Origin of the sequence: Streptomyces sp. CB02261, from assembly GCF_001905665.1 — a bacterium.
GTDB lineage: Bacteria > Actinomycetota > Actinomycetes > Streptomycetales > Streptomycetaceae > Streptomyces.
Genome location: NZ_LIVX01000009.1, coordinates 222081 through 235630 on the forward strand (window position 1 = coordinate 222081; position 13550 = coordinate 235630).

The 13550-nt window shown below is 71.9% G+C and carries 13 protein-coding genes and 1 tRNA gene; 7 read left to right on the plus strand and 7 right to left on the minus strand.

Features of this window, described 5'->3' with window-relative positions; all coding sequences use genetic code 11:
• The first annotated feature begins 31 nt into the window (after positions 1 to 31).
• Positions 32 to 991: a helix-turn-helix transcriptional regulator gene (locus AMK29_RS27780; RefSeq protein ID WP_073818205.1), complete on the plus strand. Its 960-nt coding sequence runs from the start codon at positions 32 to 34 to the stop codon at positions 989 to 991.
• A 143-nt stretch (positions 992 to 1134) separates the two neighbouring features.
• Here AMK29_RS27780 and AMK29_RS27785 read toward each other — a convergent pair whose 3' ends face one another.
• Positions 1135 to 2136: a sigma-70 family RNA polymerase sigma factor gene (locus tag AMK29_RS27785; protein WP_073818206.1), complete on the minus strand. Its 1002-nt coding sequence runs from the start codon at positions 2134 to 2136 to the stop codon at positions 1135 to 1137.
• Positions 2137 to 2544: 408 nt separating this feature from the next.
• Between AMK29_RS27785 and AMK29_RS27790 the strand changes: the two genes are divergently transcribed.
• Entirely contained in the window at positions 2545 to 3552 is a 1008-nt protein-coding gene (locus AMK29_RS27790) for a questin oxidase family protein (RefSeq protein WP_073818208.1), read from the plus strand.
• Positions 3553 to 3604: 52 nt separating this feature from the next.
• On the opposite strand, the gene AMK29_RS27795 is transcribed toward AMK29_RS27790, so the two are convergent.
• Positions 3605 to 4393, minus strand: coding sequence for a dioxygenase family protein (locus AMK29_RS27795; protein WP_073818411.1), 789 nt, complete (start codon positions 4391 to 4393; stop codon positions 3605 to 3607).
• A 101-nt stretch (positions 4394 to 4494) separates the two neighbouring features.
• Between AMK29_RS27795 and AMK29_RS27800 the strand changes: the two genes are divergently transcribed.
• Positions 4495 to 5001 carry a MarR family winged helix-turn-helix transcriptional regulator gene (locus AMK29_RS27800; RefSeq protein ID WP_073818210.1) on the plus strand — a complete coding sequence of 169 codons (507 nt, stop codon included), beginning with the start codon at positions 4495 to 4497 and terminating at the stop codon, positions 4999 to 5001.
• Positions 5002 to 5069: 68 nt separating this feature from the next.
• Here AMK29_RS27800 and AMK29_RS27805 read toward each other — a convergent pair whose 3' ends face one another.
• Positions 5070 to 6599, minus strand: coding sequence for an MFS transporter (locus tag AMK29_RS27805; protein ID WP_073818211.1), 1530 nt, complete (start codon positions 6597 to 6599; stop codon positions 5070 to 5072).
• A gap of 94 nt (positions 6600 to 6693) precedes the next feature.
• Entirely contained in the window at positions 6694 to 7368 is a 675-nt protein-coding gene (locus AMK29_RS27810) for a TetR/AcrR family transcriptional regulator (RefSeq protein WP_073818213.1), read from the minus strand.
• A 291-nt stretch (positions 7369 to 7659) separates the two neighbouring features.
• Here AMK29_RS27810 and AMK29_RS27815 point away from each other — a divergent pair, with 291 nt between their 5' ends.
• Positions 7660 to 8931, plus strand: coding sequence for a M6 family metalloprotease domain-containing protein (locus AMK29_RS27815; RefSeq protein WP_073818214.1), 1272 nt, complete (start codon positions 7660 to 7662; stop codon positions 8929 to 8931).
• A 40-nt stretch (positions 8932 to 8971) separates the two neighbouring features.
• Here AMK29_RS27815 and AMK29_RS27820 read toward each other — a convergent pair whose 3' ends face one another.
• Complete coding sequence (locus AMK29_RS27820; RefSeq protein ID WP_443334081.1) at positions 8972 to 10630, minus strand: class I adenylate-forming enzyme family protein; 1659 nt, start codon at positions 10628 to 10630, stop codon at positions 8972 to 8974.
• Between the two features lie 347 nt (positions 10631 to 10977).
• Between AMK29_RS27820 and AMK29_RS27825 the strand changes: the two genes are divergently transcribed.
• From AMK29_RS27825 to AMK29_RS27835, 3 genes are all read left to right on the plus strand, one after another.
• Positions 10978 to 11053, plus strand: a tRNA-Arg gene (locus tag AMK29_RS27825).
• Positions 11054 to 11377: 324 nt separating this feature from the next.
• Complete coding sequence (locus tag AMK29_RS27830) at positions 11378 to 11665, plus strand: Imm32 family immunity protein (protein ID WP_198942350.1); 288 nt, start codon at positions 11378 to 11380, stop codon at positions 11663 to 11665.
• 91 nt (positions 11666 to 11756) lie between these two features.
• Positions 11757 to 12005: a DUF7660 family protein gene (locus tag AMK29_RS27835; protein ID WP_073818216.1), complete on the plus strand. Its 249-nt coding sequence runs from the start codon at positions 11757 to 11759 to the stop codon at positions 12003 to 12005.
• A gap of 83 nt (positions 12006 to 12088) precedes the next feature.
• Here AMK29_RS27835 and AMK29_RS27840 read toward each other — a convergent pair whose 3' ends face one another.
• Together AMK29_RS27840 and AMK29_RS27845 are read right to left on the minus strand one after the other, a co-directional pair.
• Positions 12089 to 12556, minus strand: a complete 468-nt coding sequence (locus tag AMK29_RS27840) for a DUF4240 domain-containing protein (protein ID WP_073818217.1) — start codon at positions 12554 to 12556, stop codon at positions 12089 to 12091.
• Positions 12557 to 12804: 248 nt separating this feature from the next.
• Positions 12805 to 13548, minus strand: a complete 744-nt coding sequence (locus AMK29_RS27845; RefSeq protein WP_073818219.1) for an ABC transporter ATP-binding protein — start codon at positions 13546 to 13548, stop codon at positions 12805 to 12807.
• Positions 13549 to 13550 lie beyond the last annotated feature (2 nt).

The window sequence follows — 13550 nt, forward strand, 5'->3', positions numbered from 1 at the left end:
CGTGTCCTAGATCGGCCTCATCCTGGAGGACATGACGGACACCCCGGCACGACTCCTGAATCTGCTCTCGCTCCTCCAGACCCCGCGCGAGTGGCCCGGAAGCGAACTCGCCGAACGGCTCTCGGTCTCCCCGCGCACCATCCGCCGCGACATCGACCGGCTCCGTGACCTCGGTTACCCCGTCGAGGCGACGCTCGGAGCGGTCGGCGGCTACCGGCTCGTCGCCGGTACGGCCATGCCGCCGCTGCTCCTCGACGACGAGGAGGCCGTCGCCATCGCGGTCGGCCTGCGGGCCGGGGCCGGGCACGCGATCGAGGGCGTGGAGGAGGCGTCCGTACGGGCCCTGGCGAAGCTGGAGCAGGTGCTGCCCGCGCGCCTCAGGCACCGGGTCTCCACCCTCCAGAACGCCACGATCCCGCTGACCCGGGGCGACGGGGCGACGGTCGCCCCGGCCACGCTCACCGCCCTCGCGGGCACGGTCACCGGCCGGGAGAAGCTCCGCTTCGGCTACCGGGCGGGCGACGGGGCGGAGACGAAACGCCTGGTCGAGCCCTACCGGCTCGTCTCCACCGGGCACCGCTGGTACCTCGTGGCGTACGACCTCGGGCGCGAGGACTGGCGCACCTTCCGGGTCGACCGGGTGAGCGAGCCGCTCGCCACCGGCGCCCGCTTCACCCCGCGCGAACTCCCGGCCGGCGACGCGGCCCAGCTGCTCGTCCGCTCGATGTCCCGGGCCCAGCCCGAGGTCGACCTGGACGTCTCCTTCGAGGCACCCGCCGACTTCGTCACCGCGCGCCTCCCCTCCCACCTGGCCCCCACGGCGACGGGCCCGACCAGCTGCCGCCTCCACGCCCGTGTGACGGACTCGGTCGAGTGGCTTGCCCTGCGCCTGGCCCTGGTGGACGCCCCCTTCACGATCCACGGCCCGGCCCCCCTCCACGCCTACGTGGAGGACCTGGCGAGCCGCCTCGCCGCGTCGACACGCGGGTAGCGGCACGGGGCAGAGTCGGCAGGCAGGACCCGCCACGGGGCAGGCGGCCGACACGGGACAGGGGCCGCCGACACCGGGCAGGGGGGCCGGCGCGGGACAGGAGGCCGACACGGGGCAGGGGCCGCTGGACGGCCCCTGCCGGGTCAGGCCACCGCGTCGAAGCCCGTGTCGCGCGCCATCCTCTTCAGTTCGAGCAGGGCGTGCTTCTCGATCTGCCGGATCCGCTCCCTCGTCAGACCGTGCTGCTTGCCGACCTCCGTCAGCGTCCGCTCGCGGCCGTCCTCGATCCCGTACCGCATGCGGATGATCGACGCCGTCCGGTGGTCGAGCTTGTCGATGAGGTCGTCGAGCTCCTCGCTGCGCAGCAGCGTGAGCACCGACTGCTCGGGGGAGATGGCCGACGTGTCCTCCAGGAGGTCACCGAACTGCGTCTCGCCCTCGTCGTCCACCGACATGTTCAGCGAGACCGGGTCACGCGCCCAGTCCAGGACGTCGATCACCCGCTCGGGCGTCGAGCCGAGCTCCGTGGCGATCTCCGCGGGCTCGGGCTCCCGGCCGTTCTCACGGTTGAACTCGCGCTGCACCCGCCGGATCCGGCCGAGCTCCTCCACGAGGTGGACGGGGAGCCGGATCGTGCGGGACTGGTCCGCGATGGACCGGGTGATGGCCTGACGGATCCACCACGTGGCGTACGTGGAGAACTTGAAGCCCTTCGCGTAGTCGAACTTCTCGACCGCGCGCACCAGGCCCGCGTTCCCCTCCTGGATCAGGTCGAGCAGCGGGAGTCCGCTGCGGGGGTAGCGCCGGGCGACGGCCACCACGAGCCGCAGGTTGGACTTGATGAAGAGGTCCTTCGCCCGCTCGCCCTCGGCGACGAGCGCTTCGAGCTCCTCGCGGGCCGCGCCGCCCGCCTCGCTCTCGACCTCCCCGTCCAGGATCTGCTGGGCGTACACGCCCGCCTCGATCGTCTGGGACAGCTCGACCTCCTTGGCGGCGTCGAGCAGGGGCGTGCGCGCGATCTCGTCGAGGTACATGCCGACCAGGTCGCGGTCGGCGATCTCCCCGCCCACGGCGCGAACGCTGCTCGCCCGTGCGGCCCCGCTCTTGGCGGAGGTCTGACGACGGGCGACGGCACGGGTTGCCATGCGTGCTCCCTTGCTGAGTAGGTCGCGACACCCTTTCGGGTGCCCTGCATCCGACGGAAACAACGACTGGAATCAGGACAGAATTCCCACCCGCCTGATGGATTTTCGCGATCATGCAGTATCCTGCGCGGCCGCCGCCCCTGCGGGCATGACTCCGGAAGCCACGGAGGCGCAGGTCAGACCGGGCACGGAGGATGCCCCGACGCCGCTCGCGGGGTGGACGACCACACTGTCGGTGAGACCGCGATCACATGCGGCGCCGTCTTTCCAGACGCCCGCATGGCCCAAGGGGTTGCCCGGGACCTCGGGCGGACCCCGCACCCCCGAAGGCCCAGGGCGCCTCGGCCTCGCGGTCTAGGTCCCGCGACCGTTACGCCGCGCCCCTTCCCCGCCCTAGCGTCCTCGTCCATGAGCGACTCCACCGGCACCCTCGACGAGGCCCTCGAACGCCTCCACACCACCGGCCCCGAGCGCAACGGCCGACTCACCAACCACGCCCCGATGGCCGTCGAGGCCCTGGTCCACCGGGGCCAGGCCCCGGCCGTGCACCGATGGCTGGATCGCTACGCCCACAAACTGGAGGAACCACCGCCGCCCTCGCGCCCCGTCACGGCCGACGACTGGCGCGAGGCGCTCGGCGACCCGGCGCGGGCCACCGACTGGACCCGCTTCTTCGCCCGCGAGCTCGACGGGCGCCCCTGGCGGGAGGTCCTCGCGGAGTGGTGGCCCCGGCTGCTGCCCGGCATCGCGGGCGGGTCGACGCATCCCGCGATCCGTACCGGCCACGCCGTACGGACCCTCCTGACGACCCCGGAGACGGCCCCGCGCCGCGCCGAGCTCGCGCACGCCCTCGGCTACTGGGCGGCCCGCCACCAGCCCCTTCCGGCGCTGACCCCGCTGGCAGCCGCGCCCACGGCGGCCGCCGCCCTGGACGCCGTACCGCCCGTGTCCGTACAGGAGGGCGGGATGCCCGCGCGGCTCGGCCGGCTGACCGGGTTCCCGGTGTGGGGGACGGCGCCGGACCCGGACACCGCGCGGGAGCGGCTCGTGGAGCTGGTGGCGGCCGCGACGCACCGATACGCGACCCACGGCCACGGTGAGCCGATCATGCTGGTGCACGCGGCGACCGCGCCGAACGCGGTCCTGCGCGCCCTGCCCGCGCTCCCCCGCGAGCTGTGGGCGCCGAGCCTGGCGGCGGCGTGGGCGGCGGCGGCCGCGGTGACCGCCGCGTACACGCCCGCCGTGGCGGCGTCCCCCGCGCCGGCGACCCTCACCCCCGAGGAGGTCTTCGAGCGGGCGGCGGCGCACGGCGACGACCACACGATCAAGTTCACCGACACGGCGCTCGACGTGGGCGACCCGCTCGCGCTCGCCGCCGCCCTCCGCTCGGTCGAGCTGAATCCGCCCGTGTTCTGACGGGCGGGGCTCCTGAGGAGCCCAGCTCCCGACGGCTCAGCTCCTCAGAAGCTCAGCCGAACTGGACGGACCGCTTGGCCAGACCCATCCAGAACCCGTCGATCACCGACCGCTGAGCGTCGAGGTCGCCGGCCGCGTCCGCCGCGCCCATGGTCACGAAGAGGGGCGCGAAGTGCTCCGTACGGGGGTGGGCGAGGCGTCCGGCGGGCGACTTCCGCGTGAAGTCGAGCAGGGCGTCGACGTCGTGCGCGGCGAGGGCCTCGTGGCCCCAGGCGTCGAACTCGGCGGACCAGCCCGGCACACCGCCGCCGGGGTGGCGGAGAGCGGCCAGGTTGTGGGTGAAGAAGCCGCTGCCCACGATCAGGACGCCCTCGTCGCGCAGCGGGGCGAGCCTGCGCCCGATGTCCATGAGCCGGCGCGGGTCGAGGGTGGGCATGGAGATCTGGAGGACGGGGATGTCGGCGGCCGGGAACATCTCGACGAGCGGCACGTAGGCGCCGTGGTCGAGGCCCCGGTCGGGGATGTCCTGCACGGGGGTGCCGGGCGCGCGGAGCAGCTTGCGGACCGCCTCGGCGAGGGCGGGGGCGCCGGGGGCCGCGTAACCGACCCGGTAGTAGTGCTCGGGGAAGCCCCAGAAGTCGTACACGAGGGGGACGGTCTCGGTGGCGCCGAGCGCGAGCGGCGCCTCCTCCCAGTGGGCGGAGACCATGAGGATCGCCGTGGGGCGCGGGAGGTCCGCGGACCAGGCGGCGAGCTGTCCGGGCCAGACGGGGTCGTCGGCGAGGGGCGGGGCGCCGTGGGACAGGTAGAGGGCGGGCATGCGTTCCAGCGTGGCGTCCATGGCGACGACCTCCGGCATCCGTCTACGTAGTTATTGAAACTTCAAGCTCAATACCTGCAGCATAAAGGTATGTAGTTCAACTTTCAAGGATGAGTCGTACGATGGGAACCATGGGAGACATGACCGCACCCCGCTGGCTCACCGACGAGGAACAGCACGTCTGGCGCGCGTACCTGCACGCCACCACGCTCCTGGAGGACCACCTCGACCGCCAGTTGCAGCGCGACGCCGGAATGCCGCACATCTACTACGGACTGCTCGTCCAGCTCTCCCAGGCGCCCCGCCGCCGCCTCCGGATGACGGAGCTGGCCAGGAGTGCCAAGATCACCCGCTCCCGGCTCTCCCACGCCGTCGCCCGCCTGGAGAAGAACGGCTGGGTCAGGCGCGAGGACTGCCCCTCCGACAAGCGGGGCCAGTTCGCCCAGCTGACCGACGAGGGGATGGACGTCCTGCGCCGGACCGCTCCGGGCCATGTGACGGCCGTGCGCCAGGCCCTCTTCGACCGGCTCTCCCCCGAGCAGGTGGAGCAGCTCGGCGCGATCATGCGGGTCATGGCGGAGGGCCTCGAACCCCAGGGCCCGGACGCGGACCTGCCCTGGCTCCGCTGAGCGCACAGCTCGCGGAACCAGGGCAGGGCAGGTCGGCCTGGAGGCCGGGTCCGTGGCCGAGGACCGGGTCAGTGGACGATGACCGGCACCTTCAGCTCGTCGTCCGCGCCCTCGCCGGACGCGGCGACGGCCCCGGTGTCCGGCTTCCCGGTGTTGATCAGGACGAAGGCGATCGCGGCCGAGACGACCAGGATGCCCACGGCCCACCAGATGGCCGCGGTGTAGCCCTCGACCATGCCCTGGAGCTGGAGCAGCCTCTGCGCGGCCGGGGTGGTCGCGCCCGCCGCGTTGTCGGTCAGGTACGCGGTGGTCGCCGAGGCGGCGATCGTGTTCAGCAGGGCCGTACCGATGGCGCCGCCGACCTGCTGCGAGGTGTTGACCATCGCGGAGGCCACACCGGCGTCACGCGGGTCCACGCCGAGCGTCGCGAGCGACATGGCCGGCATGAACGCCGTACCCATGCCCAGGCCGAGCAGCAGCTGCGCGGGCAGGATCAGACCGGCGTACGAGGTGTCGATCTCCAGCTGCGTGAGGAGCAGCATGCCGACGCCCGCGGTCAGGAAGCCGGGGGCCATGAGCAGGCGCGGCGGGACCCGCGTCATCAGACGGGTGCCGATCTGGGTCGAGCCGATGATCATGCCCACGATCATGGGCAGGAACGCGAAGCCCGTCATGACCGGCGAGTAGCCCTTCACGACCTGGAGGTAGTACGTCAGGAAGAGGAAGAGGCCGAACATCGCGATGACGGCGAGACCGAGCGAGAGGTAGACACCGCCGCGGTTGCGGTCGGTCAGGACCCGCAGCGGCAGCAGCGGGGCCTTGACCCGCGACTCGACGAGGACGAAGACGCCGAGGAGCACCACCGAGCTCACGAACATGCCGATCGTGCCGGCGTCGCTCCAGCCCTCGGACTCGGCGCGGGTGAACCCGTACACGAGCGCGACCAGACCCAGGGTGGACAGGATCACGCCGGGGATGTCGAGCGTGGAGCGGTTGCGGCCGCCGGCCGGCTCACGGATGACGAGGTACGCGCCGACCGCGGCGACGATCGCGAACGGGATGTTGACGAAGAAGGTCCAGCGCCAGTTCAGGTACTCGGTGAGGAAACCGCCGAGGATCAGGCCCACGGCGCCGCCACCACCGGCGATCGCGCCGTAGATACCGAAGGCCTTGGCGCGCTCCTTGGCGTCGGTGAAGGTCACGGCGAGCAGCGAGAGCGCGGCGGGCGCGAGGAGCGCGCCGAAGGCGCCCTGGAGCGCGCGGGCACCGAGCATCATCGCCTCGCCGTTCGCGGCGCCGCCGAGGGCGGAGGCGGCGGCGAAGCCGATCAGTCCGACGACGAAGGTGCGCTTACGGCCCCACAGGTCGGCTATCCGGCCGCCGAAGAGGAGCAGACCGCCGAAGGCGAGGGCGTAGGCGGTGATGACCCACTGCCGGTTGCCGTCCGAGATGCCGAGGTCCTGCTGCGCGGAGGGCAGGGCGATGTTCACGATCGTCGCGTCGAGCACGACCATCAGCTGGGCGAGGGCGATGAAGACGAGCGCTTTCCAGCGGCCCGGGTCGGCGTGGGTCACGGTGTGGTCGGGGATTTTCGGCATGGGTGTGGCCACCTCTTGGCGCGTACGGTGAAAAAAGGACGTAAAGGGTGTGCGGGTTAGACAAGCAGGTGCGGGTGAACGCCCGCGCACGTCGTCATGACGTCCGCGACGGGCAGGTGTCGCGTCTCAGGTCCTCCAGGGTGGCGGCCGTGCCGGGCAGCTCGGAGCGCGCGGGCGCTTCCAGGCCGTCGAGGAACAGCTGCAGGTGGCGGTGGACGAACTGGTCGAAGCGGGTGCCGCAGGCCGTTCCCGGCAGCGGGCGGGTCAGCTGGGACACCGCCACCATCAGGTCCCCGACGCCGACGTCGGGTCGGAGCCGGCCGGACCGCTGGGCGCGGTCGACGAGCGCCTGGACGGCTTCCTCGACGCGTTCCCGTTCGACGGTCAGGTCGGGATGGTCCTGGTCGAAGGCCCCGTCGAGCATCGGGCACAGGGCTCCGATGCGCTCCTCGGCGGCGGCGTGGGTGAAGCGCCGGAGGGCGGCGAAGGTGTCGCCCTCCTCCTCGGCGGCCCGGACGGCGATCTCGGTGACGCGGCGCATGATCGAGAGGACGACCTCGTGGACGAGGTCGGCGCGCTCGGGGAAGTTCCGGTAGAGCGTGGCGTTCCCGACGCCGGCCCGGCGCGCGATCTCGTCGTACGGCACCTGGGGGCCGAACTCGACGAACATCTCGCGCGCCGCCGTCACGATCCGCTCGCGGTTGCGCAGGGCGTCGGCGCGCGGGCGGGGTACCCGGCGGGTCGGCGCGGTGTCGGCGGTACCGGTCACGCCACGGCCTCCTCACAGTCGTCACTGGCATCCGGGGAAGGAATCCCCACTTCTTGGAACGCAGGCGTAAACGGGGACGCGCTCCCCGGTTATTTCCCGGGCCGGCTGTGACCCCGGTCACAGGTCGCAGGTCACCGCTCACCGGTCAAGGGTTCCGGCCGGAATACCCACGATCGGGCCACCCGGCGCGCGCGTCCGAACCGCGCGTCACAGGCTGATCGGACAGCGCGGCCCCCGCGAGACCCGGAGGGAGCCGAGCAGCCGACCTGCCCCCACCGGAGAGGCGCCCGTATGCAGCACCCCCGCCGACGGATACGCAGACCCGTCGCCCTGGCCGCGACCACGGCGCTCTCCCTCGCCCTCCTCGCCTCCGCGAGCACCACCCTCCCCGGACCGGCCCCCGCCACCGCCGGCCCCGTGGCCGCCGCGCCCGACGCCGCCCAGCTGGGACCGTGCCGCATCGCCACCACGTTGGGGGTGCAGATGTCGGAGGGGCTGCCCACGGCCCCCGGCTACGTGCGCTCCACGGGCCAGGTCAAGGCCCTCAACCTGATGGTCGACTTCCCCGACGTCCCCGGCGACGGCACGGCGATGGGCCGCTTCCGCGAGTTCTTCCCGCAGACCGCCGACTGGTTCCGCACCAGTTCGTACGGGCGCCTGACGTACCGGGCCGAGACCCCGATACCCGACTGGCTCCGGATGCCCCGGGCGTTCTCCTCGTACGGGATCGAGCGCGGCGCTCCGTACGAGCCGGGCTACCGCGCCCTCGTCGAGGACATCGTGATCGCGGCCGACCCGAAGGTGGACTTCAGCGCCTACGACCTGGTCAACATCCTGGTCACGCCCAACGCCGGCCCCTCGGCCCTCGACACCGTCCTGTCCGTGACCTTCTCCGGCAACGACGACGCCCCCTACGCCGACGGCGTGCCGCTCGCCAACACGTCCTTCGTCTACAGCCGCCAGGACGACGGCTCCGGCAGCTTCGCCGAGACCGGCTACCGGGTCCTGCCGCACGAGAACGGCCACGTCTTCGGCCTGCCCGACCTCTACACGGCGGACGGCGGCGGGACCGTCGGGCACTGGGACATCATGTCCGAGGACTGGGGGGCCAACAACGACCTCCTCGGCTGGCACAAGTGGAAACTGGGCTGGATCGACAACGACCAGGTCGCCTGCGCCTCCCGCTCCGGCACCGTCGACCAGACCCTCACCCCGCTCGCCGTCAAGGGCGGCCCCAAGCTCGTCGTCGTCCCGCTCTCCGACACCTCCGGGTACGCGGTGGAGGTCCGCAGCGAGGACGGCAACGACGAGGTGGTGTGCGAGCCGGGCGTCCTCGTCTACCGGGTCGAGTCCGACGTGGACACCGGCCACGGCCCCGTCACCGTCTCGGACAGCGAACGCGCCAGCGGCGGCTGCACCCGGCGCGCCAACGTCCACGCGGAGCTGTCGGACGCCCCGTACCAGCCCGGCGAGACGTTCACGGACCGCGCCAACGGCATCCGGATCCATGTGCTCGACGAGGACGAGAACGGCACCTACCGGGTCCGCGTCACCCGGAGCTGAACCGCGGCCGGTGTCACCCGGAGCTGTACCGCGGCCGGTGTCACCCGCGATCGAACAGCGCGCCCCGCAGCTCCCGCTTGAGGATCTTCCCCGTCGGGTTCCGGGGCAGTTCCTCCTCCCGTACGACGATCCGGGCGGGCACCTTGAAGGCGGCGAGACGCGCACCCACATGCGCGCGGAGCCGCTCGGCCCCGGCGTCGAGGTCAGGGTCCGCGCCGGGCCGCAGCCGGACGACGGCCACGACCTCCTCCCCCCACAGGGCGTGCGGGACGCCGAGCACGGCGGCGTCGACGACGTCCGGGTGTTCCTGCAGCACGGCCTCGACCTCGACGCAGTACACGTTCTCGCCGCCGCGGATCACCATGTCGGTGAGCCGGTCGACGATGCTGACCCGCCCCTCCCCGTCGATCCGGGCGAGGTCCCCGGTCCTGAACCAGCCGTCGTCGGTGAACGCGGCGCGGGTGGCGGCCTCGTTCCCCCAGTACCCGCGGATCAGCGACTGCCCGCGCAGCCACAGCTCGCCCACACCGTCCGCGTCGGGCCGGTCGATCCGCACCTCCGTGACGGGCGAGGGGCGGCCGACGCTCCCCGGGTGGGCGCGGTACTCGGCCCCGACGTTGGACAGCACCCCGCCGCTGGTCTCCGTGAGCCCGTAGCCGTTGCGGGGCTCGACGCGCTCCCCGTACCCGGCGCTGATCCCGGCGACGATGCCGGGCGGGGCGGCGGCGCCCCCGGTGCTGAGCAGCGTGAGGCTCTCCAGCGGGTCGCCGGTGGAGCGGGCGAGGTCGAGCAGCTGGAGGGCGGTGGTGGGCACGCCCGCGTAGTGGGTGACCCGATGCTCCCGGATCAGTTCGAGAGCCCGGGCCGCGTCCCACTTGCGCATCATCACCAGCGTGCCGCCGGCGGCCATCACGGCGTAGAAGGAGGTGAAGGCGGCGACGTGGAAGAAGGGGAACGTGGTCAGCGAGACCGGCGCGGGCCCGGTCCCCGGCACGTCCCCGCGCGCGAGGGCCGCGGCGGCGGCGAAGTACCGGGGGTTCATGGCGGCACCGGTCTGCGCGAGATGGGTGGCGACGGCGCCCTTGGGGCGGCCGGTGGTGCCGGAGGTGTAGAGGATGGTGGCGTCGTGCTCGGGCAGCACGTCGACGGGCGGGGGCCCGAGGAGCGGATCGTCGTCGGGGACGTACGCGACGAACCCCTCCGGCGGGGGGCCAGCCGCCTCGCCCCGGAAGACGATCCCGGGCACGCGGTGCGCCCGCGCCCAGGCCCGTACCCGTTCGACCCGCTCGCCGTCGACGAGCAGGACGCCCGGCGCGCAGTCGTCGAGGGCGTACGCGCACTCGTCCTCGGTCCACCATGCGTTGAGGGGTACGGCGACGAGGCCGGCGAGCTGCGCGGCCCAGAAGGCGATCTGCCACTCGGGAAGGTTCCGCATGGCGACGACGGCCCGGTCCCCGGGCCGCAGCCCGTACTCCCCGACGAGCCTGCGCGCGAGGCCGCACGCGGCGTCGAAGAACTCCCGGTAGGTCATCCGCCCGGTCTCGGACACGAGGAACACCTGGTCCCCGTAGCCCCAGACCACCTCCACGAACTCCCGCAGCGTGCGGGGCCCGGACGCGTACACCCCACCCTCGACGGCGAAGGGCGCCCCGGGCGCGGTCAGCCGCGCTTCCCCCACCTGCCCACCGGACACCACCACGAGGACCCCCTGAGCGCTTGCTTATCCCAGCCTGGCGACGCTATGCGCCCCGTTCCGCCCGGGTCAACCCCGCCGAAGGGCCCCACGGAGCCCCCCGCCCATGGCGACACATCAGAGAGCCGCCGCACGCCACGAGTTCAGGGACGCCGCGCTCCACTCCCGGCAGACCGTGACGGAGCACACCCCCTCCACAGCGGGAACGACTCGCCCCACCTCACCCGCATCCGGCCGCCGCCGGAAACGCCCACGCGCACGAGAAGGCCCCCGACGCCCACCACCCAACCCCCTCGCCCGCCGACACCCACCCGCTACACTGACGGCGACGCACCAGTCCACTGGCACGTCACGCCTTCGTAGCTCAGGGGATAGAGCACCGCTCTCCTAAAGCGGGTGTCGCAGGTTCGAATCCTGCCGGGGGCACCAGGGAAAAGGGCACCTAGCAACGTTGCTAGGTGCCCTTTGACATCACGGCCTGACATCAGCGGCAGCGGCAAGAGACGACCGCGGCGAGGAAGGCCCCCTCCAGGCCGTTCTGGGCAACCGTGGCGCCAGCGTGCCTCATCGCTGTAGGCATCGTTGCCCCTGCCACACACCGCCGAGGGGATATCCGGGATCGCCGATTGAGTCTCGGCATATTCGTGGACTGGCAGGGCTGCTCAAACGCACTTCGAATCCCCTGACCTGGTGAAACGAGTGGGACGCGCGGGGCCTCCGGAGCCGTGTGCCGTGAGCGGCATCATGGTCTCCATGACTTCCGGACCTGTCCATGGCCCAATCGAGAGCACGCACGTCACGGTGACGGATGGCGCCGCACTCATCTTCACGTGGGACGCGGACTCGCGGATCGAGGTGCGGAACCTTGGGAGCGAGGTTGTCATCGAAGCGAATGCCGCAGGCCTCAGGACGCTGGCTAGGCACCTGCTCGTATTGGCCGGCGACGGCGTCTCCGACGGAGCGCACCTCCACCTCGAAGACAGCAGTGGTCTGGAGGAGGGCTCCGTCGGCTTGGTGCTGGAGCGGAGCGACGAGGAGTAGCGCCTTCAGCGCGTAAGCCTCTCGGCCGGGTAGAGGTGGTCGCCCCACCCGGCGGGATGCAGCATGCCAAGTGCCAAGTAGGGTGCCGCACATGACCACTTCTCCCGATCAAGTCGTCAGCAGAAAGGATCTGGCGTCCTTCGTCCGCTCTCTGCACCGCAGCTATGTCGACGGCGGCGAGTCGTGGGACAACGCGGACCTTGCTGGGTTCCTGGAGGCGTTGGCCGCGTGGGTCGACGACGCGGACGGCTGGTACCGCAACACCGGCCGTGAGTTGCCGACCGATGGTGACTGGCGCTTCTTTGCTCGCGCTCTCCAAGCGGCGACCACGTACGAGTAGTCACGGGTCTCGCGTGGTCAGGACACCAGCCCAGGCAAAGCAGCCCCGCATGGACCCCGGGACTGCTCGGCCGACTGTGCGACTCAGTCCCGCAGGCCTGGCCACCCGTCCCGGTTGGAGTAGCTCTCGAAGCAGTACCGGGTGGAGCGGTCCCACTCCTCACCGGCGGCCAGCTCGTACGCCTCGTCCGGCACGTACAAGAGCCACTCGCCGTCACACTCGCTCGACGTGTACGGCGTGAACTTGTCGGCGTCGAGGAACACGCTCTCCCACGCGGCCTGACCCGCGGCCACCACAGCGCAACGCGCGTACAGGAACACGTCGGACGACTGCCGGAACGGGCTGCCGAACCGGGCCGTCAGGTCGACCACCGGCAGAGTGCCGAACTTCTCCTGATCCAGGCGGTAGAGCGCCTCGGCATGCCGCTCCGCGAAGCCGACGATGTCGGAAACGGAGCGGCGGCTCAGCTCCTGGGCGAGGCGCCGGCAGCTCTCTTCGGTCGCTTCGCCGTTCAGAGTGGCTATCAGTGCCCAGAAGTCGGCCCATGTCATTCTCACGGGCGCAGGATGTCAGGCCCGTCGGACATCCACGGCTGACATCGACGACGGCGAACGGCGGCGGTCGCACCAGACCGACCGCAGCAGCCGTCAGCGACGCACCTCCCCCGCCCAGGACCCCGGTACTCCCCGGAGACCCCGTTCCCGCAGCGCTTCCCTCCGCCTCCAGGCTCAAGGAACGTGCAAACCGATACCAACATAGGGATACCGACCGGGTAAGCCGGTCCCGCGGCGGGGCGGGGCTAGGCAGCAGACAGGTCTCCCGTCAGGGCGGTGTACGCGGCCTCGGCTCGGCGGGCTTCCGGGGCGTGCGCCGGTGCGTGTGCGAGGAAGGCGCCGGTGGAGCCGGAGAAGGTGATCGTGCCACGGGTGAGGGCGGTGACGTGGTCGGCCTCTTCGGCCAGGTCGGCCACGTCGTGCGTCGAGAGGAGGACCCGCACCTCCCGGGTGGCGAGCCCGATGACAAGGTCCCGGAAGATCCGGCGCTGCGTCGGGTCCATACCTGCCGTGGGCTCGTCGAGAAGCAGGATCTCGGCTCCGTGGACGAGGGAGGAGGCGACGCCCACGCGACGGAGCTGCCCACCGGAGAGCCGCTTCGTCTTCACGTCGGCGTGTTCGGTCATCCGGACCTGTTCCAGCGCGCCTGCGGAAGCGTCCCAGGCGTCTCGGCGGCTCATCCCCTTGAGCCAGCCGGTGTAGGCGACCTGTTCACGGGCCGTGAGCCCGGTCATGGCGGTGACGGTCTGCGGCATCCAGGCCACTCTGGTCCGGTACGCCGTCGAGGCGGAGGACAGGCGGCCGAGGCGCACGGAGCCCTGGGTGGGCTGGTTCACTCCGGCGGCCAGCTTCAGAAGCGTCGTCTTTCCGGCACCGTTCGGGCCGAGGAGGATCGTGAACCCGTCGGGAACGGTGTAGCTGAGGCTGGAGAGGATCTGGCGGGAGCGGCGCCCGTACGCGTAGGAGACGGCGTCGAGTTCGATGGACACGA